This window comes from Mumia sp. ZJ1417, from assembly GCF_014127285.1.
GTDB lineage: Bacteria > Actinomycetota > Actinomycetes > Propionibacteriales > Nocardioidaceae > Mumia.
The window spans coordinates 3319595-3342050 of the sequence record NZ_CP059901.1 but is presented as its reverse complement, the minus strand read 5'-3'; the positions used below and the strand labels follow the sequence as shown (position 1 = coordinate 3342050).

The window sequence follows — 22456 nt, the reverse complement described above, 5'->3', positions numbered from 1 at the left end:
CGTGGGATCACGCGACTTCATCTACTACGTGGACTTTCCCGACGACGGCTGGGTGACACCGCCCGAGCCTGACGAGACGATCGCCGCCTGGGCCGACGACGTCGTCCGCGACCTCCGTGCGAAGGAAGGGACGGCGGTCGCGCTCGGATCCCAGCTGCGCAGCTACGGTCAGTCGTACCGTGAGCTCGAGGCCGAGACGGGTGCCCTCTGGATCCCCCAGGTCGACGACGGGGTGCTCGCGACGCTGTGGGCCGACGTGCTCGTGGCCGAGCCTGCGGCGGCGACGATCGAGGCTGTCCTCGAGGCCGAGCGTGCGCGGGCGGCGGCGATGGCCGTCGGTGAGGACCAGCCGTCCGTCGAGGTCGTCGAGCTGCCCGCCGGACCGGCTGTACGGACGCGCATGCTCGAGCTCGGGGGTCATGGCCTCGCGGGCAGTGCTTCCCTGGCGGAGCGGGTGAGCCACCTCATCGTCCCGACACCGGCTGTCCACGACGAGGGGCGGCCCGCGATCGTCCGGCACGTCGTCGGGTGGGTGCTGCTCGAGCACGGCGACGACCTGGCCGAGCTCGCCGACGACTGCGCGACGCTGGTCGAGATCGAGCGTCTCTGAGTCGCTCTGCCGACGGGGTCAGAAGATATGACATCACTGATGAAGTATTTGTTACCCAGGGGTAGCGAGAGCGTGACCGGAGTCATACGCTGACGCTGTGAACCACGATGCGGCCCCCCAGCACTACGACGTCCTCGTGATCGGATCCGGCTTCGGCGGGAGTGTCACGGCCCTGCGACTCACCGAGAAGGGCTACCGCGTCGGGGTCCTCGAGGCAGGGGCGCGGTTCCGCGACGAGGACTTCGCGGCGAGCTCGTGGGACCTCAAGCGCTATCTGTTCGCGCCCGAGGTCGGGTGCTACGGGATCCAGCGGATCAACCTCCTCAAGGACGTGATGATCATGTCCGGGGCGGGTGTCGGCGGTGGCTCCCTCGTGTACGCCAACACGCTGTACGAGCCGTTCGACCCGTTCTACCGCGACAACGCGTGGGGTCACATCACCGACTGGAAGGCCGAGCTCGCTCCGTACTACGACCAGGCCAAGCGGATGCTGGGCGTCACCACGTACCCGGGGATGACGCCGGCGGACGAGGTGATGCGCGAGGTCGCAGAGGACATGGGTGTCGGAGACACGTTCCACGCGACGCCGGTCGGCGTGTTTTTTGGCGGTCCTGGGGAGACGGCGGACGACCCGTACTTCGGTGGCGTGGGTCCCTCACGTGCAGGCTGCACGCACTGCGGCGAGTGCATGACGGGGTGCCGTCACAACGCCAAGAACACGCTCGTCAAGAACTACCTCTACCTCGCTGAGCAGGCTGGTGCGCGCATCCACGCGCTCACGACGGTGACGCAGGTAACGCCGCGCGGTGGTGGAGGATACGCCGTCGACACTCGTCGTACGGACCGTCGACGCAAGGTCGCGCGGCGCTTCACGGCCGACCAGGTCGTCTTTGCCGCAGGTTCGCTCGGCACCCAGAAGCTCTTGCACCGGATGCGCTCCGAGGGCGTGCTCCCACGGATCTCTGACCGCCTCGGCGTGCTCACCCGCACCAACTCCGAGTCGCTCCTCGGCGCGATCGCCGGCAACCGCGACGTCGACTTCTCCGAGGGCGTCGCGATCACCTCGTCGTTCCATCCCGACGAGGTCACGCACATCGAGCCGGTCCGCTACGGCAAGGGCTCCAACGCGATGGCGATGCTCCAGACCGTGCTCACCGACGGCGACGGTCCGCGCCCGCGGTGGCAGACGTGGCTCAAGGAGCTGTGGGTGCAGAAGCGCAACGTGCGCGGGCTGTACGACTTCAAGCACTGGTCGGAGCGGGTGATCATCATGCTGGTCATGCAGTCGGTGGACAACTCGATCACCACGTACACGAAGAAGAACCCGTTCACCGGGCGGCTTCGACTCACCTCCAAGCAGGGGCAGGGCGAGCCGAACCCGTCGTGGATCCCCAAGGCCAACGAGGCCGTGCGCCGCACCGCCGAGAAGATCGACGGGACGGCCGGCGGCACGCTCGGCGAGCCGTTCAACATCCCGCTGACCGCGCACTTCATCGGCGGCTGCGCGATCGGCGACTCCGCCGAGACCGGCGTCATCGACCCGTACCACCGTCTCTACGGGTACGACGGCCTGCACGTCGTCGACGGCGCCGCGATCTCGGCGAACCTCGGGGTCAACCCTTCGCTGACGATCACCGCCCAGGCGGAGCGGGCCATGGCGTTGTGGCCGAACCGCGGCGAGACCGACACCAGGCCCGCGGTCGGTGCCGGATATGCGCGGATGGACGCCGTGGCGCCGAAGAACCCAGTCGTGCCTGACGACGCGCCCGCCGCGCTGCGCCTGCCCATCGTCGGCATCAGCTGACCCCGCGCCCGCCGGTTGAGCCTGTCGAAACCGCGTGCCGTCGCCCGCCGGTTGAGCCTGTCGAAACCGCGCCGCCGCCCGTTGGTTGAGCCTGTCGAAACCGCGTGCCGCCCGTTGGTTGAGCTTGTCGAAACCGCGTGCCGCCCGTTGGTTGAGCTTGTCGAAACCGCGTGCCGCCCGTTGGTTGAGCTTGTCGAAACCGCGCCGCCGCCCGCCGGTTGAGCTTGTCGAAACCGCGCCGCCGCCCGCCGGTTGAGCTTGTCGAAACCGCGTGCCGCCCGCCGGTTGAGCTTGTCGAAACCGCGCCGCCCGTTGGTTGAGCTTGTCGAAACCGCGCCGCCCGTTGGTTGAGCTTGTCGAAACCGCGCCGCCGCCCGCCGGTTGAGCCTGTCGAAACCGCGCCGCCGCCCGCCGGTTGAGCCTGTCGAAACCGCGTGCCGCCCGTTGGTTGAGCTTGTCGAAACCGCGCCGCCCGTTGGTTGAGCCTGTCGAAACCTGTGGACAGCCGCGTCCTCGCCTCGGCGATCACCGACATCCTTTACAGATGGCGTGGACCTACATCCTCAAATGCGCCGACGGGAGCTACTACGTCGGTAGCGCCCGCGACCTCGAACGGCGTCTGAAGCAGCACCAAGACGGCGACGGTGCGGCACACACCAGGCGCCGCCGGCCAGTAGAACTTGTGTATGCCATGGAGTTCGAACGAGTCGACGAGGCCTTTGCCTGGGAGAAGCGCGTCCAGGGCTGGTCACGTGCGAAGCGGGAGGCTCTGATCCGCGGCGATTTCGCGGCTCTGCCACAGCTCTCGCGTAATCGGCAGGACGAGTGAGCGGGTTTCGACAGGCTCAACCAGCGGGCTCGTGGGTTTCGACAGGCTCAACCAGCAGGCTCGTGGGTTTCGACAGGCTCAACCAGCGGGCTCGTGGGTTTCGACAGGCTCAACCAGCGGGCTCGTGGGTTTCGACAGGCTCAACCAGCGGCTTGCGGGCGCGGCCGGACGGGCGGTGCGCGGCTCTCGGTAGGATCGAGGAGTGACCGAGATTCCTGACCACGACCTGGTCCTCGTCGTCGACTTCGGTGCCCAGTACGCGCAGCTCATCGCGCGCCGCGTCCGCGAGGCGAAGGTCTACTCCGAGATCGTGCCGCACACCATGCCGGTCGAGGAGATGCTCGCCAAGAACCCGAAGGCAGTGATCCTGTCCGGGGGCCCGTCGTCGGTCTACGAGGTTGGCGCACCGCGGCTCGATCCGGCGCTGTTCGCGCAGGGCACGCCCGTCTTCGGCATCTGCTACGGCTTCCAGGCCATGGCGCAAACGCTCGGTGGCACGGTCGCCAGCACGGGCCAGCGCGAGTACGGCCGTACCGACGTCGCCGTAGGCGAGCCCGGCGTCCTGCTGGCCGGCGTGCCGGACACGCTGCGGGCCTGGATGTCGCACGGCGACGAGGTCACCCTCGCACCCGAGGGCTTCACCGTCACCGCGTCCTCGCCTCGCGCGACGGTCGCGGCGTTCGAGGATGTCGAGCGGGGGCTGGCCGGAGTGCAGTGGCACCCCGAGGTCCTGCACAGCGAGCACGGCCAGCAGGTCCTGGAACGCTTCCTCGTGGAGATCGCCGGATGCCGCCAGACGTGGACGATGGTCAACATCGTCGACGAGCAGGTCGAGCGCATCCGCGAGACCGTCGGCGACGCGCGTGTCATCTGCGCACTGTCCGGCGGTGTCGACTCCTCCGTCGCCGCCGCGCTGGTCCAGCGCGCGATCGGCGAGCAGCTGACCTGCGTCTTCGTCGACCACGGCCTGCTCCGCAAGGGCGAGCGCGACCAGGTGGTGCGCGACTACGTGGCGGCCACCGACGTCAACCTCAAGGTCGTCGACGCACGCGAGCAGTTCCTCGGGCACCTCGCCGGCGTCACCGACCCGGAGGAGAAGCGCAAGATCATCGGCCGCGAGTTCATCCGGACCTTCGAGGCCGCCGAGCGCGAGATCCTCCAGACGCCCGGCACACCGGTCAAGTTCCTCGTCCAGGGCACCCTCTATCCCGACGTCGTCGAGTCCGGCGGCGGCGAGGGCGCGGCCAACATCAAGAGCCACCACAACGTCGGCGGCCTCCCTGAGGACCTCGAGTTCAGCCTGATCGAGCCGCTGCGGACGCTGTTCAAGGACGAGGTCCGTCAGGTCGGCGAGCAGCTCGGCCTGCCGGCGGCGATGGTCTGGCGCCACCCGTTCCCGGGCCCCGGGCTCGCGATCCGCATCGTGGGCGCGGTCGACGAGGAGCGCCTCGAGATCGTCCGCGAGGCCGACGCGATCGCCCGCGAGGAGCTGACGGCAGCGGGTCTGGACCGCGACGTCTGGCAGTTCCCCGTGGTGCTGCTCGGCGACGTCCGCTCGGTCGGCGTCCAGGGCGACGGCCGGACGTACGGTCACCCCGTCGTGCTGCGTCCGGTCAGCAGCGAGGACGCGATGACCGCCGACTGGAGCCGCCTTCCGTACGAGCTCCTCGAGCGCATCTCCACCCGCATCACCAACGAGGTCAACGAGGTCAACCGGGTCGTCCTCGACGTCACGAGCAAGCCGCCCGGCACGATCGAGTGGGAGTGAGTCGTGGCCTTCGTCCCGGACACCAAGGACTGGACCTGGACCACGCGTGAGGTCTGCCCCGAGTGCGGGTTCGACCCCGCGAGCGTCGTCCCCACCAAGGTCGGAGCGCGAGTCCGGGCGAACGCGGCGCTGTGGCCGGACGTCCTCGCACGCGAGGACGTCGCCGTACGACCGGACGACAGCACATGGTCGCCGTTGGAGTACGCCTGCCACGTCCGCGACGTGCAGACGATCTACCGGTTCCGACTGGGCCTCATGCTCGACGACGACGATCCGCTCTACCCCAACTGGGACCAGGACGCCACGGCCGTCGAGTCGCGGTACGGCGAGCAGGATCCGGCTGCCGTCGCTCACGAGCTGGCACACGAGGCGGCGCTGACCGCTGACGCGTTCGACGCCGTGGGGGACGGGCAGTGGGCCCGTACGGGCCGCCGTACGGACGGAGCGTCTTTCACGGTGACCACGTTCGCGACGTACTACCTGCACGACATCGAGCACCACGCGTACGACGTCGACGCCTGAGGCCGGTCACGCCCCGAGCGCGTCCAGCCGTCCCTTGAGGAAGCGGCGCTGCGCGTCGTCGCCGGTGACGGCGATCGCCTGCCGGTACGCGGCGGCCGCGTCGTCCATGTGCCCGAGATCGGCGAGCAGCCGCGCTCGTACGGCCGGGAGGTAGGCGTAGTCGCGCATGCCCGGCGCGTCCGCGACGGCGTCGACCTCGCCGAGGGCCACCTCAGGTCCGTCGACGTACGACAGCGCGACCGCACGGTTGAGCCGGACGACAGGGGTCGGCCACACCTCGAGCAGCCGGTCGTACAGGCGGAGCAGGGCAGGCCAGTCCGTGGTCTCGACGCTCGCCGCCTCGACGTGCACTCCGGCGATCGCCGCCTGCAGCGCGTACCGGCCCGCTCGCCCGTCCCGCGCGACGGCCCGCTCGATGGCGCGGCTGGTCGCCTCCCGCCCGGCGGCGATCCGCCGGACGTCCCACGCGCCGCGGTCCTGGCCGTCGAGGAGGACGACTTCCGCCCCGCGCCGTGCGGCGGTACGGGCCTGGGTGAAGAGCACGAGCCCGAGCAGGCCGAGCACCTCCGGCTCTTCGGGGAAGATCTCGGCGAGGCTCGTCGACAGCGCCCCGGCCGACTCCTCGAGCGCGTCGGTCTCGGGACCGCGTGGGCGTTCGTGGGCCGCCGTCGCCACGAGGTGCACGACCTCGAGCACCGTGTCGAGCCGGGCGGGGAGGTCGGCGCCAGCCGGCACCACGTACCGGATCCCGGCCGTGGTGATCTTGCGCTTGGCGCGGGTGAGGCGGGCCGCCGCGGTCGCTGGCTTCAGCAGGAGCAGCCCGGCCGCCGTCGGGGTCGGCAACCCGCAGACCACGCGCAACGTGAGGAGCACACGGTCGGCCTCGGCGAGCGCCGGGTGGCAGCAGGTGAAGACGAGGCGGAGCAGATCGTCGTTCCAGCCCGATGCGGCGTCGTCGTGGCGGGCGTCCTCACGCAGGGCGAGCTCGGGCACCCGGTCGCGGAACGCGCTCGCCCTGCGGTGCAGGTCGATCGCGTGGTTGCGGGCGGTACGCACCAGCCACGCGACCGCGTACTCCGGCGGGCCGTCCGCCGACCAGGCGCGCAGCGCACGCTCGAACGCCTGCTGCGCGCAGTCCTCGGCGGTGTCGAGGTCGCCGGCCGTACGGACGGTCGCCGCGACGACGCGCCCCCAGTGCTCCCGGTGGAGGTTTGCGAGGACGTCCGCGACGTCGCTCATCCGGCCTCGCTCAGACGGCCAGGATCGGTCGGACCTCGACGACCTGGGACGGGGCCTGCTTGGCCAACGCGAGCGCGGCGTCGAGCCCGTCGCACTCGATGACGTAGTAGCCGCCGAAGGCCTCCTTGGACTCGACGAACGGGCCGTCCGTCACGACGGGGTCGGGCCCCGGACGCACGGTGGTCGCTGTCGAGGTCGGTTGGAGTGCCTCGCCGCCGTGGTCGATCGCCCCTGCGGCTTCGATGGCCTTGCTGAACCGGTCGTGCGCGGCCATCAGGCGGTCCCACTCCTCAGGGGACGCATCGACCCAGCTGGCCTCGTCGTCGAACAGGATGAAGAGATAGCGCTCGCTCATCGGTGTCTCCTTCGCTCCGACCCCGCGTGTCGGGGCCTTCACATGGACAACGAACAGCATCTCCCCAGATCGACACCAGGCGCTAGGCGGCGCCGAGCCGCCGCTGCCACTGGGCCGCCACACTCGCCGGCCGGTAGCCCAGGTCGACGTTGATGGCGAGCATGTGTGCGTTCTCCTGCGCGTTCCAGGTGTGGATGCGCCGTGCCTCCGGGCGTACGGAGGCGAGGGTGCCCATCAGCGCGGTCTTGACGAGCATCCCGAGCCGGTGGCCGCGGTGCTCGTCGAGCACGAGAGTGTCGGCCTGGATGACCGACTCCGGCCGGGAGTCTGTGTACTCGACGACCGAGTAGCCCGCGAGCGAACCTGTTGGCCGATGCTCGACCGCGCCGATGACAGCGACCCGCCCGCTCGCACGGCGACGGGAAGCCGCGTCGCGTAGACGTGCGACGTCCCAGACGTCCTCTGCATGGTCCATGCCGCCGGTGGGGGCCGCCGTCGTCATCCGCGTCATGAGGATCGCGTACTGCTCCTCCCACTCCTCGGGCAGCTCGTCGACCCAGACGTGCGTGCGGTAGTCCGCACCCGCTGCGCTCGACGCCTCGCCGGCGAGGGCGGCGAGGTGGTCGGGGTCGAGCGGGAGGTCGAGCGTCGACTGCCGCTCGACCTGCTCCAGCGCGAACCCTTGGGCGAGCGCGAAGCGGGCGTACGCATCGGCCGGGACGGCGCCCGCTCCCGACGGGGCGTGCAGCGCCTCGGCGTCGGGCTGCGGCGACCGTGAGTGTGAGGTGTCCGCCTGGACGATCCGGCGGGCGGTGGCGCGGATCTCGGCCTCGAGGTGCGCCGCGAGGGCGGTTCCGATGCCCTGCCCGCGCCATCGCGGCTCGACGCCGACGTCGACGACCGCGACGTTGGTGTCACCGACCTGGGGCAGGCGGAGCGAGGCGTGCCCGACGACCGACTCCGGCGTCTGGGAGTCGTCGACGACGGCGACCCAGCGGTCGAGCGGGCGGTAGACGCGGTCGCTGATCATCTCGGCGCTGAGGGCGAGGTCGGGCACGAGGTCGGCATGTCCGCGGATCTCGCGATCGATCTCCTCACGCACCCGTACGACGCCCGCGAGCGACCATGCATCCGGGGACGTGAGGGAGGTAGGCAGGGGTACGGGGAGAATCGTGGGAGGCATCGACCGAGTCTGGTTCGCGGTCGTCGGGTGGGTCAACCGCTTAACGGGCCGTCGCGGCTCTAGGCCTCGTCGCGCTGCTGGTAGACGTCCGGGACCCCGTCATGGTCGGTGTCGCGGGTCTCCTCCTCGTACAGGCGCCGGTAGCGGCGGTTGCGCAGCCGCAGGAGCACGGTGGCGAGCAGCGCGGCAACCACGGAACCCTCGAGCACGCCGATCTTGACGTACGCGTCGCGGGTCGACGCGAGTCCGTACGCGAGGTCGCCGATGAGCAGCGAGACGGTGAAGCCGATGCCACCGAGCATCCCGACGCCGACGACGTCGATCCACCCGAGGCTCGGGTCGAGGCGTGCGTGGGTGAAGCGCGCCATGAGCCAGGTCGAGCCGAAGATCCCGACCGTCTTGCCGACGACCAGGCCGAGGACGATCCCGTACGTGACGGTGCTGCGGTTGGCCTCGACGAGCCCGCTGATGCCTCCGACGTCGACGCCGGCAGCGAAGAACGCGAAGATCGGTACGGCGATGCCGGCCGAGATCGGGCGCCACAGGTGCTCGAAGTGCTCCGCAAGCCCAGGGCCTGCCTCGGGGCCACCGGCGGCCTGGCTGCGCAGGACGGGGACCATGAACCCCAGGACGACGCCGGCGATCGTGGCGTGTACGCCCGAGGCGTGGACGAAGGCCCAGGCGAGCACCGCGAGGGGGATCAGGATCCAGCCCGAGTGGACCCGCCGCTGGACCAGCACGGCGAAGACGGCGATCGGGACGACTGCCGCGGCGAGCCACCCGATCGCGAGGTGGTCGGTGTAGAAGAACGCGATGACGATGATCGCCAGCAGGTCGTCGACGATTGCGAGGGTCAGCAGGAACGTCCGCAGGGCGGTCGGCAGGAACGAGCCGAGGACGGCGAGAACCGCGAGCGCGAAGGCGATGTCGGTCGCGGTGGGGATCGCCCATCCGCGCAGCGCGCCGTCGCCGGTGCCGAGGTTGACGGCGACGAACACCAGCGCCGGGACCACCATGCCGCCGACGGCGGCGACAATCGGGATGGCTGCGCGACGCGGGTCGCGCAGGTCGCCCGCCACCAGCTCGCGCTTGAGCTCGAGCCCGGCGACGAAGAAGAAGATCGCGAGCAGCCCGTCGGCAGCCCACGCCCCGAGGGTGAGGTCGAGGTGCAGCGACTCCGGGCCGATCCGGGTGTCGCGGAGGGTCGCGTACGCGTCGCCGAGGCCGCTGTTCGCGAGCACGATCGCGAGGGCTGCGGCTCCGATCAGGAGGAAGCCGCCGACGGTCTCCTGGCGCAGCAGGGCGGCGATGCGTGAGGTCTCGGGCCACGAGCCTCGGCCGAGGACGGTGTTCTGGGGCACGGTGCTCCTTCTTTGGGGTCGTCAGAACCACGCCGACCAGACTTCCCGGCACACCAGCGGCCAGTCTAACGGTCCGCGTCGGGCGGTGTGGGCCTGTGAGGCATAATGAATGAACGTTCAACTAAGGAGTTCGTCATGCCCGTCACGCGCCTCAACCATGCTGTCCTCTACGTCCGCGACGTGGCGCGCTCGGAGCGCTTCTACTCCGATGTGCTCGGCTTCACGAAGGTCATGGGGTTGCCGGGGGCCGCGTTCCTCCAGGCTTCGGGCAGCTCCAACGACCACGACCTCGGCCTCTTCCAGATCGGCCCGGCGGCGGGGCCGTCGGGAGCGGGCCGTACGACCGTCGGGCTCTACCACCTCGCGTGGGAGGTCGACACGCTCGACGAGCTCGAGACCGTCATGGCGAGGCTGGCCAACGCCGACGCGCTCGTCGGTGCGAGCGACCACGGCACGACCAAGGCGCTGTACGGCGCGGATCCCGACGGGATCGAGTTCGAGGTCAGCTGGCTCGTCCCCGCGGCACTGATCACCCCTGAGGTGCGCGCCGCACGGGTGCGGATCCTTCCGCTCGACCTCGCCCTCGAGAAAGAGCGGTACGGCGCGCAGACCGCCGGCGGCATCGGTGTCAGCTGGCCCGCGCCCGTCGCCGGATGAGTCGCCGCGCCGTGGTGGAGATCCCTGTCACAGGCGCGGGATATTCGGTCGCTCTTGTCAGAACCGCTGCCTAGGGTTGATCGTTGTGAAGAACCTCCCGCTCGCCGACCCTGGCACCCCAGACATTCGTTCGGCGACGCGGTACATGACGTGGATTCTTCGGGTGCAGGGCTGGACCCTCGTCGGCGCGATCACCTTCGGCATCGCCTGGATGGTGGCCCAGGCGTCCGTCCCTGCGGTGATCGGGGCGGCCATCGACACGGTCGTCGACGTGGGTGCCGGACGCGCACTGGTCCTGTGGTCGGCGCTGCTTCTCGTCATCGGCGCCGTCCAGGCGTTCTCGGGCATCATGCGCCACCGCTACGCCGTCCAGATGTGGCTCGACACCGCCTACCGGACCGTCCAGCTCGTCAGCACGCACACCGGCCGCCTCGGCTCCGAGCTCAACCGCAGGGTCGCGCACGGCGAGGTCGTGAGCGTCGGAGCGACGGACATCGCCAACCTCGGCAACTTCGTCGACGTGATGGGCCGGTTCATCGGCTCGATCGTCGCCTACCTCGTGGTCGCGGTGATCCTGCTGCAGAGCTCGCTGACCCTGGGGCTGGTCGTGCTGATCGGCGTGCCGCTGCTCATGGGCGTGACGGGCCCGCTGCTGCGCCACCTCAACCGCCGCAACCAGCAGGCGCGAGCCCTGCAGGGGGAGCTCAACACCCTCGCCAGCGACATCGTCGCGGGGCTGCGCGTCCTGCGCGGCATCGGCGGCGAGGCGATGTTCGACCGCCGCTACCGCGCGGCCTCGCAGGACGTCCGCCACGCCGGTGTCCGGGTCGCGCGAGTCCAGTCGGTGCTCGACGCCTTCCAGGTGCTGCTGCCAGGCGCCTTCGTCGTCCTCGTCGTCTGGCTCGGTGCGCGGTTTGCCGCGACCGGTCAGATCAGCGCCGGTGACCTCATCGCCTTCTACGGGTACGCCACATTCCTCATGCTCCCGCTGCGGACGTTCACCGAAGCGGCCAACAAGCTGATCCGCGGTCACGTCTCAGCACGTCACGTGATCCGCATCCTGCGCATCCAGCCGAGCGTGAGCGACCCCGCCGACCCGGTCAGCCCGCCCGACGGCGACCTGGTCGACGTCCGCTCGGGCTTCGTCGGTCGCAAGGGCGTGCTCACCGCCGTCGTCAGCGATGACCCGCGCGACGCGGTGGCGCTGGCCGACCGCCTCGGGGGCTATGTCGAGCCAGGCGGCGACGTCGACGTCGTCTCGTACGGCGGCGTGCCGCTCGGTGCGCTCGCCCGCGACGAGCTGCGTCGCCGGATCGTCGTCAACGACACCGGTGCCGCGCTCTTCAGCGGCCCGCTGCGCAGCGCTCTCGACGCCCGGCGCACGGCGACCGGCGACGAGATCGCCCGCGCGGTCACCACGGCGTCCGCCGACGACATCCTCGACGGGCTCCCGGAGGGACTCGACTCCGAGCTCGCCGAGCGTGGTCGCTCCTTGTCCGGGGGGCAACGGCAACGCGTCGTGCTCGCGCGCGCCCTGCTGACCGAGGCTGACGTGCTGGTCCTCGTCGAGCCGACGTCGGCTGTCGACTCCCACACCGAGGCGCGTGTCGCTGCGCGTCTGCGCAGGCACCGTGCCGGCCGTACCACGGTCGTCGTGTCGAGCAGTCCGCTCGTCCTCGACGTCGCAGACGAGGTCGCGTTCCTGTCGGCCGGCCGCGTCGTCGCGACCGGCGACCACCACCAGCTCATGACCACCGACCGGGCGTACCGCCAGGTCGTGACCCGAGAGGAGGCCGAGGACGTTGCATGACGCCCTGCCCATCGCCGGCACCCGCCTGCTTCGCTCGTACCTCCGCCAGCTCGGCCGCGACCACCGCCGTGACCTCGTCGGCATCATGCTCCTTCACGGCGCCGCTGCCGGTGCCGGTCTCGTCGTGCCCTGGCTGGTCGGTGACCTCGTCGAGGCCGCGACCGAGGGGCGCGGCGGCTACGGCACGATCGACCGCATCGCGCTGTTCGTCGCGGTGTGCCTGGTCGCGCAGACGATCCTGACCCGGTACGCCAGGCTGCGGTCGTCGGTCTTCGGCGAGACCGTGCTGGCGCGGCTGCGCGAGGACTTCGTCGACGAGGCACTGACCCTGCCGATCGGCGTCGTGGAAAGCGCGGGGACCGGCGACCTCCTGACCCGTACCTCGCGCGATGTCGACACGCTGGGCTGGGCGGTGCGCTTCGCCGTGCCGGAGACCGTGGTCGCGCTCGTCACCGCCGTGTGCACCGTCGTCGCGGCGGTGCTCGTCGGTGGATGGGTCCTCGTCCCCCTCGTGCTGGGCGTGCCGGTGCTGTGGGCCGCCACCCGCTGGTACCTCAAGCGTGCACGCGACGGTTACATCCGCGAGCACGCCTCGTACTCGCGGATCAATGCGACGCTGGCCGAGACGGTGGAGGGTGCCCGGACGGTCGAGGCGCTCGGGCTCGGCGACCAGCGCCGCGCTCGCATCGACGAGGACATCGCGGAGTCGTTCGCTGCGGAGTCGTACACCCGCAACCTGCGGACGGTGTTCTTCCCCGCCGTCGAGATGGGCTACTTCGTGCCCGTCGTCGCGACGCTCCTGCTCGGCGGCGTGCTGCTCGACCGTGGGACCATCTCGTTGGCCGAGCTCACCGCCGCGGTGCTGTATGTCCGGTTCCTCGTCGATCCCGTCGACCGGATCCTCAACTGGATGGACACCCTTCAGGTCGGTGCCACCTCGCTCGCGCGCCTGCTCGGTGTCTCAGAGGTGCCCGACGACCGGGAACCGACCGGTCGTACCCCCGAAGGCGAAGACATCGAGCTCGACGACGTGCGGTTCTCGTACGTCGCGGGTCGCGAGGTCCTGCACGGGGTGGACCTCGAGCTTGCCGCGGGGGAGCGCCTCGCGGTCGTCGGCCCGTCCGGCGCCGGGAAGTCGACGATCGGGCGCCTCATCGCGGGCATCCAGGGTCCGACCACCGGGGCCGTCACGGTCGGCGGCGTCGGAGTCACCGAGCTCGAGCTCGACGACCTGCGGCGCAGAGTCGCGCTGCTGACGCAGGAGCACCACGTCTTCGTCGGGACGCTGCGCGACAACCTGCAGCTCGCGCTCGAGGAGTCCGGGACCGCCGCCGACGGCCAGCTCTGGGCTGCGCTCGACGCGGTCGACGCCCGCGAGTGGGTGGAGCACCTCCCGCACGGTCTCGACACGGTCGTCGGCTCGGGAGGCCACCGCCTCACCGACGCGCAGGCGCAGCACCTCGCGCTGGCGCGGGTGGTGCTCACCGACCCGCACACGCTGGTGCTCGATGAGGCGACGTCCCTCATCGACCCGCGGGCCGCGCGTGCCCTTGAGCGGTCGCTCAGCGCGGTCCTCGAGGGGCGGACGGTCGTGGCGATCGCGCACCGCCTCTACACCGCGCACGACGCGGACCGGGTCGCGGTCGTCGAGGACGGCGAGATCAGCGAGCTCGGGAGCCACGACGAGCTGGTCGCGCGCGGTGGGTCGTACGCGGCGCTGTGGAAGTCCTGGCAGAGCTGAGCGACGTGTCAGTGCCGTCGGGCACGCTGGGCCTATGGATGCCGTACAGGTCGTGACAGCGCTCGAGACCCGCATGCAGGCCCGCGACTGGGACGCAGTCGCGGCGCTCGTGCACCCCGAGGCGGTGATCGAGTGGCCCCGGACGGGGGAGACGTTCCTCGGTCCCGCGTACGTCGCGATGAACCGTGACTACCCCGAGGGCTGGTCGATCACCGTGCGTGACGTCGTCGGTGCCGGCGACAGGGCCGCCACCGACCTGGAGGTGACGCAGGAGGGGGTCGACGGCGTGTACGTCGCGGCCGGGTTCTGGACGGTCCGCGACGGGCAGGTCGTCGCGGCCCGCGAGTACTGGTCCGGACCCGACCTCGACGAGGCACCTGAGTGGCGCGCGCCGTACACGTCGGAGGGCGAGCGGCTCTAGGCTTGCTCGCACGTCGTCAGACGTGAGGCGAGGAGGGGGTCGTGCCGATGGACGCGGTCGACCGGGAGATCATCGGGCACCTGATGCGCGACGGGCGAGCAACGTTCTCCGAGATCGGTGCCGGTGTCGGGCTGTCGGCTCCGGCGGTCAAGCGCCGGGTCGACCGGATGCGTGCGAGCGGCCAGATCACCGGCTTCACGACCCTCATCGACCCCGCGGCCCTCGGGTGGACGACCGAGGCGTACGTCGAGATCTACTACGACGGCAACGTGTCGGCCGGCGAGCTCAAACGCAGCCTCGAGCCGATCCCGCAGGTCGTCGGCGCGTGGACCGTCGCCGGCAACCCTGACGCGATCGTGCACGTGATGGCGACGAACATGGCCGAGATCGAGCAGGTCGTCGAGCGGATGCGCGAGCATGCCCGGGTCGAGCGCACGCGGAGCGCGATCGTGATGTCGCGCCTGTTCGAACGTCCGCGTTCACGCTGACCCGGGCACTGCCTGCCTTCCCGAGCGGCGTCAGACGTCCTTGGGCATCAGGAGCCAGGCGACGAGGTAGACGATGATCATCGAGCCGAGCCCGAGCACGGTCAAGACCACGAAGGCCAGCCGGACGACCGTCGGGTCGACGCCGAGGTAGCGCGCGATGCCGCCGCACACCCCCGCGATCCACTGGTCGCTGCTGGTGCGTACGAGCTTCTTGGAGCGGGTCATCGCTTGTCGTCTCCTTCGTCGGAGGGCCCGGTGAGGTCCTCGAGGGTGAGAGTGCGGGTGTCATTGGCGGGGCTTGCGTCGGTGGGGCTTGCGTCGTCAGGGGTGGCGTCGAGCGTGGTGTCGGCCGACGGAGAGACCGCCGTGCGCTGCTCGCGGTTGCGACGGCTCGTCTGGCGCGCCGCGATGAACGTCGCGACGAGCCCGGCCACGCCGAGCAGGACCAGCAGCAGCGGGCCGGCGATCGCGATCGAGACCAGGTCCCAGCCGGCGTACCACATCCCCCACACCGCACCGGCGACGGCGACGAACGTGAGGCTGACCAGGGTCAGCGCGTCGAGCGGATGGCGCTTCATGAGCGGATCACCTCCACCATCCCGATGCGGACGTCGATCTCGAGGTCCAGGTCGGGACGGTCCGTGTTGTCGTGCATGGTGAGCTGGGTGCTGAGGCCGCCCCGTTCGGCACCGAGCGCGGAGATTGCGCCGACACCGACGGAGGAGTCGATCCCGACGTCGAGAGTCGGGGGGACGTACACGCGGACGTTGCCCACGCCGACCTCGATCTCGATGTTCTTCCCGTCGAGCGCCGCCGGGTCTGTGACGCCGGTGAGGTCGACGATCACCTCGCCGAAGCCGATCCCGTACGCGTCCCGGACGGCGGCGGCACTCGTCGGTGTCGCTTCGATGCGGCCGGCGTCCCAGCGTGGCACGGCGACCGACACCGCGAGCACCGCCACGGTGGCGAGCGCAGGGAAGATCAGCGGCCGGGCGTTGCCGAGCACGGTGCCGACGAGCATGCCCGCCGCGAGCGTCGCCAGGGCGACGGCGACGTACACCGAGGTGTGCAGGTCCCCCTGCGTCGCGATGATGGTGACGCCGGTCGCGACGAGCGTCAGCGAGAGCGTGAGGATCGTCAGCAGCCCGCCGTCGTGGCGAGGGTTCGGGCGCTTCGGCGGCTTCGGTGCGGGAGGCGGCGGCCGGTGCGGTGGTGCGGGTGGCCGCGGGAGAGCGGGTGGCACCGGGGCGTACGAGCGGGCGGGCGCGCCGTGTGCGGCGGGCGCCTGCGGGTGTGGGGAAGCGGCTGCGTACGGCGGAGGTGCCTGCCCGTACGGAGGTGCTGCCCCGTACGGAGGTGCCTGCCCGTACGGAGATGCTGCCCCGTACGGAGGTGCTGCCCCGTACGGTGGCGCCGGCGGCTGCGGCCCAGGTCCGTACGGCGGGACGGGGGGCCGCGGCGCGCTGTGACGCCGGCTGCGCTCCTGGTACTCGCGGAACGCGACCCACGCGACGACCACCACCGCCGCGATCCAGATCGGGCCGAGCGGCCACCCCCATCCCCACGTCCACGTGAGGGCGACCAGCGCAGCCGCGCCGAGGCCGACCAACCGGATCTGCGGCTCGTTGTCTCCCAGACCCAGCCAGCGCTTCAGATAGCTCTCACCCGTCCGCTCGTCGGGCAGCAGGATCCACGCGGCACCGTAGGCGAGCAGACCGCCGAACCCGACGATCGTCAGCACAGCGAAGACGATGCGCGGGATGATCGGGTCGATGCCGAGGTAGCGCCCGATCCCCGCGCACACACCGGCGACGACCCGGCCGTCCTCGGTGCGGCGGATGTCGGTGAGTGCGCCGGAGCTCGGGGGGCGCGGGTCACCCGGCGGGGGTGTCTGGCCCCCGCTGTCGGCGGAGGCGCCTCCCGCGGCGGGAGCGCCGAGGGGTGGGGTCGTGTCGTCCATGTGTCCATCCTGCTGCGCGTCGTCCCTCCGCAGTATGGGTGAGACCCCTGATCCGTACCGGGCCGGCCGCCCGCCGGGCCAGGGTCCGGCAGGGGTCGATCCGGCTGGTCCGCAGCACCGCCAGCGTGTGACGATCGGTAGCGTGACGATGACTGCGACGCCGGTGCGCCGGCTCTACCGCTCCCCGAGCCCGCGCGTGCTCGGCGGGGTCGCGCAGGGACTCGCCGACCATCTCGGTGTCCCTGTGCTGTGGGTGCGCCTCGCGTTCGTCCTGACGACCCTCTTCCAGCTCGCCGGGGTCCTCGCGTACGCGGCGTTCTGGGTCTTCGTCCCGCTCGGCGGCGCTGAGGGCTCGCCCGGTCTCGCCAGCGCGACGCGGCGCGGGCTGCGCAGCGACGAGGAGGACGAGGCGCAGTCCAACCGCAGCACGCTGCAGACCGCCGCCCTCGTCGTGCTGGGCGTCGGGATGGTCTTCATCGTCGTCGGCAGCGATCGCGTGGGGAGCCTGCTCTTCCCCGCCGTCCTGGCGATCACCGGCTTCGCCCTGATCTGGCGCCAGGCCGACGACCGGTCGCTGCGCCGCTGGGTCCGGGAGACGTCGGGATGGCAGGCGGTCCTGAGGACCGCCGCGGGCACGCTGCTGGTCCTCATCGCGTACGGCGTCTTCGTCGCCCAGCTCGGGGGCGGGCTGGAGTCCGCGGCTCAGCTGCTGGGCGCGCTCGTGGTGGCTGTCGCGGGAGCGGGCCTGCTTCTCGGGCCGTGGATCGTCCGCCTCCTCGCGACGCTGGGAGAGGAGCGGCGTGAGCGGGTGCGGTCGCAGGAGCGTGCCGACGTCGCCGCTCACCTGCACGACTCGGTGCTCCAGACCCTCGCGCTGCTCCAGAAGAACGCGAACGACCCGGCACAGGTCGCGACGCTGGCCCGACGGCAGGAGCGCGAGCTGCGCGACTGGCTGTACGGGGAGCCTGCCGACGACGGCACGACGCTCCGCAAGGGTCTGGTGGCCGACGCGACCGAGATCGAGACGGCATACCGGATCCCGATCGAGGTGGTGGGCGTCGGCGATGCCGAGCCCGACCCCGACGTCGACGCGCTGCGTGCCGCCGCCCGCGAGGCGATGACCAACGCCGTCAAGCACTCGGGCGCGGACCGCATCGACGTCTACGTCGAGGTGAGCGGGACGGCGGCGGAGGTGTTTGTCCGTGACCGCGGCCACGGCTTTGACCCGGCCCAGGTGCCCGAGGACCGGCTGGGGATCCGTCGCTCGCTGGTCGCGAGGATGGAGCGGCACGGTGGGACCGCCGTCGTACGCTCAAGCCCGGGGGACGGCACTGAGGTGCGGCTGGCGCTGCCCCTCGTACGCGACCGGTCGCCGAACGGCGGACGTGACGGTGCGCCCGAGGGCGCGGACGGAGGAGCAGACACGTGAGCAGCACCCCGAGTCAGACCGGTGGTACGGGCGCGGCAGGCGGGCGTGACCTGACGGTCCTGCTCGTCGACGACCACGCGATGTTCAGGACCGGCGTGCGCGCCGAGCTCGGCAGCGCGGTGCGGATCGTCGCGGAGGCCGGTGACGTCGACGAGGCGATCGCCGCGGTCGAGACGTACCAGCCCGCGGTCGTGCTCCTCGACGTGCATCTTCCGGGCGGTGGAGGAGCGGAGGTCCTCCGACGCGTGGCGACGCGTCACCCGGAGACGAAGTTCCTCGCGCTGTCGGTCAGTGACGCTGCCGAGGACGTGATCGGCGTGATCCGGGCCGGTGCGCGCGGCTACGTCACCAAGAACATCACCGGTGACGAGCTGATCGACGCGATCCGGCGGGTCGCGGGCGGCGACGCGGTGTTCTCCCCACGGCTGGCCGGATTCGTGCTGGACGCGTTCGCCGGGACGATCGAGGTCGCGCAGGTCGACTCCGATCTTGACCGGCTCACCGACCGCGAGCGCGAGGTGATGCGTCTGATCGCGCGCGGCTACGCCTACAAGGAGGTCGCGAAGGAGCTGTTCATCTCGGTGAAGACCGTCGAGACCCACGTGTCGTCCGTGCTGCGCAAGCTCCAGCTGTCGAGCCGTCACGAGTTGACGCGATGGGCGAACGACCGTCGCCTGATCTGAGGGGTCTCGACAGGCTCGACCGGCGGCGGGGCGGCTCGACCGGCGGCGGGGCGGCTCGACCGGCGGCGGGGCGGCTCGACCGGCTCGCCGGTGTCGGTGGCGCGCGGTACGACTGGGGGATGAGCTGCACCTTCGTCCCGCCCTACCTGCTCGCCCACATCGCCGAGGCGACCGGCCGCGTCGACGTGTCCCGGTGCTGTGCGCAGACGCGTGCGCTCGACGCCGACCTTCGCGAGCGCCGCCGTACCGCGTCCGTGACCGACCTCGACGTGCCGGTCGACGCCGACGGCACCAAGACGATCTTCACCGCCGCGGGCACGACCCGGCTCCCGGGCGACAAAGCGCGCGGCGACGACGAGCCGCCGACCGGCGACCTCGCGGTCGACGAGGCGTACGACAACACCGGCGTCATCCACACGTTGTTCGCCACGCAGTTCGGGCGGGACGGCATCGACGGCGCCGGCAGTCCGGTCACGGTGACGGTCCACTACGGCCAGCGCTACGACAACGCCTTCTGGGACGGACAGCAGCTCGTCTTCGGCGACGGCGACGGCGAGGTGTTCGAGCGGTTCACCAAACCGCCCGACGTGCTCTTCCACGAGTTCGTCCACGGCGTCACGCAGTTCACCGCCGACCTCGTCTATGCCGACCAGTCGGGGGCGCTGAACGAGTCCATGTCCGACTGCTTCGCAGCGCTGGCCAAGCAGCAGGCGCTCGGGCAGAGCGCGGAGCAGGCCGACTGGCTGATCGGGGAGGGATTGTTCGTCGCGGGCATCGACGCCGTCGCGCTGCGATCGATGCGCGAGCCGGGGACGGCGTACGACGACCCGCTGCTCGGCAAGGACCCGCAGGTCGGGTCGATGCGGGACTACGTCGAGACCCAGGCTGACAACGGGGGAGTCCATATCAACTCGGGCATCCCCAACCGCGCGTTCGCGCTGGCGGCGCTCGCCCTCGGCGGCAACAGCTGGGAGGTGCCCGGACAGATCTGGTACGCGGCGCTGAGCGGCGGTTCGGTGGGTTCGCGGACCGGCTTTGCGGGGTTCGGGTCAGCCACGGTCGAGGCGGCCGAGCGGTTGTTCGGTGCGCGCGAGGCGCAGCTGGTCCGCGAGGCGTGGGCTGAGGTGGGGGTGGTGCCGGGCGTGGATGCCCCATCGCGGGAGCCGGCCGGGTTCCCGACGGGCACGGTGCGGGTCCAGCGGTCCGGTGGGTTCGCCGGCCTGGTGCGCGAGGGCGTCCTCGACCTCGACGACGGCGAGGTCGGGGCCGAGGTTGCCGCCCTGCTCGGCCGTACGGACCTCGCGTCTATCAGTGACGTGCGGGCCGATCCGGACCGGTTTATCTACACGTTCGCGTACGGCGACGAGGAGGTCACGGTGCCCGAGGTCGCCTTGACGCCCGAGCTGTCGCGGGTCGCCTCTCTCGTCCTCGGCGAGGGCTTGCCCTATACCCCCTAGGGGTATACCTTCGAGATCATGACCACTCACGACCACCACACGCACGAGACGGTGCCCGCCCACGACGGGCACGGCGGGCACGGGCACGCGCACGGCGGGCACGGTGACCACGTGGCCCAGTTCCGGCGGCTCTTCTGGATCATGCTGGGTCTCGCCGTCCCTGTGGTGCTCTGCTCGGCGATGTTCGCCGCGATCATCGGCTACGACCTCCCAGGCGCCAGCTGGGTCGAGTGGGTCTCGCCGGTGCTCGGCACCGTCATGTACGTGTGGGGCGGCAGGCCGTTCCTGACCGGCGCCGTCAGCGAGATCCGGTCGCGTCAGCCCGGGATGATGCTGCTCATCGGGCTCGCGATCACCGTCGCCTTCGTGTCGTCCTGGGGCGCGAGCCTCGGGCTCCTCCATCACGAGCTCGACTTCTGGTGGGAGCTCGCGCTGCTGATCGTGATCATGCTGCTCGGTCACTGGATCGAGATGCGGTCGCTGGCTCAGACCACCTCGGCGCTGGACTCGCTCGCGGCGCTGCTGCCCGACGAGGCGGAGCGGGTGGAGGGCGACGAGGTGGTGACGGTCGCGCCGTCCGCCCTGCAGGTCGGTGACCTCGTCGTCGTCCGCCCCGGCGCGAGCGTGCCGGCTGACGGGGTCGTGACGGAGGGGGCCGCCGACGTCGACGAGTCGATGGTGACGGGCGAGTCGCGTCCGGTGCGTCGTACGGTCGGAGACGGCGTCGTCGCCGGGACGGTCGCGACGGACTCGGGTCTTCGGGTCCGCGTGAGCGCGGTCGGCGACGACACCGCGCTGGCAGGCATCCAGCGGCTGGTCGCCGACGCGCAGAGCTCGTCGTCACGGGCCCAGCGGATCGCCGACACCGCCGCCGCGTGGCTGTTCTGGTTCGCGCTCGGCTCTGCGGCGATCACAGCGGTGGTGTGGTCGCTCATCGGGCAGCCCGACGAGGCCGTGATCCGCACCATCACGGTGCTCGTGATCGCGTGCCCCCACGCCCTCGGCCTCGCGATCCCGCTGGTCGTCTCGATCGCGACCGAGCGCGCCGCCCGCGGCGGGGTGCTCGTGAAGGACCGGCTGGCCCTGGAGAGCATGCGGACGGTCGACACCGTGCTGTTCGACAAGACCGGCACCCTGACCAAGGGGGAGCCTGCCGTCAGCGCCGTCGAGCCTGCGGCGGGGGAGGACGCTGATCGCGTGCTCGCGCTCGCGGCTGCGGCCGAGTCCGATAGCGAGCACCCGCTGGCCAAGGCGATCGTGGAGGCCGCACGGCAACGTGGGTTGACGGTGCCTGAGGCCTCGGGGTTCTCGTCGTCACCGGCGGTCGGCGTCTCGGCGACCGTCGACGGCCACCGCGTCCAGGTGGGCGGGCCGGCGCTCCTCGCGCAGGAGCACGCCAACGAGCTCCCGGTCGCCGACACGTGGCGTGCCGAGGGCGCGATCATCCTCCACGTGGTCGTCGACGGCCGGCCGGCAGGGGCGTTGTCGCTCGCCGACGAGGTGCGCCAGGAGTCGCGTGAGGCCGTCGACGCGCTCCACCGGCTCGGTGTGCAGGTCGTGATGATCACCGGTGACGCCGAAGCGGTCGCGCGCGCGGTCGGTGACGAGCTCGGCATCGACCGTGTCTTCGCCGGAGTGCGCCCGGAGGACAAGGCCGCGTCGGTCGCGTCGCTGCAGGACGAGGGTCGCAAGGTCGCGATGGTCGGCGACGGCGTCAACGATGCGCCGGCACTCGCGCAGGCCGACGTCGGCATCGCGATCGGTGCCGGCACGGACGTCGCGATCGCGTCGGCCGGGGTGATCCTGGCCAGCGACGACCCGCGTTCGGTGCTGTCGGTGCGCGAGCTGTCACGCGCCAGCTATCGCAAGATGAAGCAGAACCTCTGGTGGGCCGCGGGCTACAACCTGATCTCCGTCCCGCTCGCGGCGGGCGTGCTCGCGCCGGTCGGGTTCGTGCTCCCGATGTCGGTGGGAGCGATCCTCATGTCGGCGTCCACGGTCATCGTCGCGCTCAACGCTCAGACGCTGCGCCGGCTCGACCTCAGCCCGGAGGCCTCCGTACGCGCTGTCCGCTGACGAACGATGAGGGGTTCCGCCCAGCCAGTGGGCGGAACCCCTCCTCATCGGTCAAGCGATGCG

21 protein-coding genes are annotated in these 22456 nt (G+C 71.1%); 14 read left to right on the top strand and 7 right to left on the bottom strand.

The features are described from left to right. Position 1: 1 nt before the first annotated feature. From H4N58_RS16210 to H4N58_RS16190, 5 genes are all read left to right on the top strand, one after another. Positions 2 to 610, top strand: a complete 609-nt coding sequence (locus H4N58_RS16210) for a hypothetical protein (protein WP_167005519.1) — start codon at positions 2 to 4, stop codon at positions 608 to 610. Positions 611 to 707: 97 nt separating this feature from the next. After that, on the top strand, positions 708 to 2414 hold the full coding sequence (locus tag H4N58_RS16205; RefSeq protein ID WP_167251654.1) for a GMC family oxidoreductase N-terminal domain-containing protein: 1707 nt from the start codon (positions 708 to 710) through the stop codon (positions 2412 to 2414). Between the two features lie 544 nt (positions 2415 to 2958). Continuing rightward, on the top strand, positions 2959 to 3243 hold the full coding sequence (locus tag H4N58_RS16200; RefSeq protein WP_167005513.1) for a GIY-YIG nuclease family protein: 285 nt from the start codon (positions 2959 to 2961) through the stop codon (positions 3241 to 3243). Positions 3244 to 3454: 211 nt separating this feature from the next. Further along, positions 3455 to 5011: a glutamine-hydrolyzing GMP synthase gene (gene guaA, locus H4N58_RS16195; RefSeq protein WP_167007102.1), complete on the top strand. Its 1557-nt coding sequence runs from the start codon at positions 3455 to 3457 to the stop codon at positions 5009 to 5011. A 3-nt stretch (positions 5012 to 5014) separates the two neighbouring features. After that, positions 5015 to 5533, top strand: coding sequence for a DinB family protein (locus H4N58_RS16190; protein ID WP_167005510.1), 519 nt, complete (start codon positions 5015 to 5017; stop codon positions 5531 to 5533). 6 nt (positions 5534 to 5539) lie between these two features. On the opposite strand, the gene H4N58_RS16185 is transcribed toward H4N58_RS16190, so the two are convergent. The 4 genes from H4N58_RS16185 to nhaA form a co-directional block, all read right to left on the bottom strand. Further along, entirely contained in the window at positions 5540 to 6772 is a 1233-nt protein-coding gene (locus H4N58_RS16185; protein WP_167005507.1) for an RNA polymerase sigma factor, read from the bottom strand. Between the two features lie 10 nt (positions 6773 to 6782). After that, a complete protein-coding gene (locus H4N58_RS16180) occupies positions 6783 to 7127 on the bottom strand; it encodes a YciI family protein (RefSeq protein WP_167005504.1) in 345 nt (114 codons plus the stop codon). Positions 7128 to 7209: 82 nt separating this feature from the next. Continuing rightward, entirely contained in the window at positions 7210 to 8310 is a 1101-nt protein-coding gene (locus tag H4N58_RS16175; RefSeq protein ID WP_167251655.1) for a GNAT family N-acetyltransferase, read from the bottom strand. A 59-nt stretch (positions 8311 to 8369) separates the two neighbouring features. Next, positions 8370 to 9671, bottom strand: a complete 1302-nt coding sequence (gene nhaA / locus H4N58_RS16170; protein WP_167251656.1) for a Na+/H+ antiporter NhaA — start codon at positions 9669 to 9671, stop codon at positions 8370 to 8372. A gap of 135 nt (positions 9672 to 9806) precedes the next feature. Between nhaA and H4N58_RS16165 the strand changes: the two genes are divergently transcribed. The 5 genes from H4N58_RS16165 to H4N58_RS16145 all read left to right on the top strand — a co-directional run bounded on the left by H4N58_RS16165 (position 9807) and on the right by H4N58_RS16145 (position 14788). After that, positions 9807 to 10328 carry a VOC family protein gene (locus tag H4N58_RS16165; protein WP_167005495.1) on the top strand — a complete coding sequence of 174 codons (522 nt, stop codon included), beginning with the start codon at positions 9807 to 9809 and terminating at the stop codon, positions 10326 to 10328. A 145-nt stretch (positions 10329 to 10473) separates the two neighbouring features. Further along, positions 10474 to 12138 (top strand): ABC transporter ATP-binding protein, encoded by a 1665-nt coding sequence (locus H4N58_RS16160; RefSeq protein ID WP_167005492.1) that lies wholly within the window; start codon positions 10474 to 10476, stop codon positions 12136 to 12138. Beyond that, positions 12131 to 13879, top strand: a complete 1749-nt coding sequence (locus H4N58_RS16155) for an ABC transporter ATP-binding protein (protein ID WP_167005489.1) — start codon at positions 12131 to 12133, stop codon at positions 13877 to 13879. The genes H4N58_RS16160 and H4N58_RS16155 overlap by 8 nt, the downstream gene beginning before the upstream one ends. Before the next feature lie 34 nt (positions 13880 to 13913). After that, positions 13914 to 14300 carry a nuclear transport factor 2 family protein gene (locus H4N58_RS16150; RefSeq protein WP_167005486.1) on the top strand — a complete coding sequence of 129 codons (387 nt, stop codon included), beginning with the start codon at positions 13914 to 13916 and terminating at the stop codon, positions 14298 to 14300. 47 nt (positions 14301 to 14347) lie between these two features. Continuing rightward, positions 14348 to 14788, top strand: coding sequence for an Lrp/AsnC family transcriptional regulator (locus H4N58_RS16145; protein WP_167007099.1), 441 nt, complete (start codon positions 14348 to 14350; stop codon positions 14786 to 14788). A 30-nt stretch (positions 14789 to 14818) separates the two neighbouring features. Here the strand turns inward: H4N58_RS16145 and H4N58_RS16140 are convergent, their stop codons facing one another. Genes H4N58_RS16140 through H4N58_RS16130 form a run of 3 tightly spaced genes read right to left on the bottom strand, consistent with a single transcriptional unit; the run spans position 14819 to position 16748 of the window. Continuing rightward, positions 14819 to 15013 (bottom strand): PspC domain-containing protein, encoded by a 195-nt coding sequence (locus tag H4N58_RS16140; RefSeq protein WP_167005483.1) that lies wholly within the window; start codon positions 15011 to 15013, stop codon positions 14819 to 14821. Beyond that, positions 15010 to 15366 (bottom strand): hypothetical protein, encoded by a 357-nt coding sequence (locus tag H4N58_RS16135; protein ID WP_167005480.1) that lies wholly within the window; start codon positions 15364 to 15366, stop codon positions 15010 to 15012. The genes H4N58_RS16140 and H4N58_RS16135 overlap by 4 nt, the downstream gene beginning before the upstream one ends. Beyond that, on the bottom strand, positions 15363 to 16748 hold the full coding sequence (locus H4N58_RS16130; protein ID WP_167251657.1) for a PspC domain-containing protein: 1386 nt from the start codon (positions 16746 to 16748) through the stop codon (positions 15363 to 15365). Before H4N58_RS16130 ends, H4N58_RS16135 begins: the two co-directional genes overlap by 4 nt. A 148-nt stretch (positions 16749 to 16896) precedes the next feature. Between H4N58_RS16130 and H4N58_RS16125 the strand changes: the two genes are divergently transcribed. From H4N58_RS16125 to H4N58_RS16110, 4 genes are all read left to right on the top strand, one after another. Further along, positions 16897 to 18177, top strand: coding sequence for an ATP-binding protein (locus H4N58_RS16125; protein WP_167007096.1), 1281 nt, complete (start codon positions 16897 to 16899; stop codon positions 18175 to 18177). Between the two features lie 80 nt (positions 18178 to 18257). Then, positions 18258 to 18860 carry a response regulator transcription factor gene (locus tag H4N58_RS16120; RefSeq protein ID WP_243845160.1) on the top strand — a complete coding sequence of 201 codons (603 nt, stop codon included), beginning with the start codon at positions 18258 to 18260 and terminating at the stop codon, positions 18858 to 18860. After that, the gene (locus tag H4N58_RS16115) at positions 18833 to 20317 is read left to right on the top strand and encodes a protealysin inhibitor emfourin (RefSeq protein ID WP_243845149.1); all 1485 of its coding nucleotides are present in this window, start codon (positions 18833 to 18835) and stop codon (positions 20315 to 20317) included. The genes H4N58_RS16120 and H4N58_RS16115 overlap by 28 nt, the downstream gene beginning before the upstream one ends. Before the next feature lie 18 nt (positions 20318 to 20335). After that, positions 20336 to 22393: a heavy metal translocating P-type ATPase gene (locus H4N58_RS16110; protein WP_167005468.1), complete on the top strand. Its 2058-nt coding sequence runs from the start codon at positions 20336 to 20338 to the stop codon at positions 22391 to 22393. Positions 22394 to 22456 lie beyond the last annotated feature (63 nt).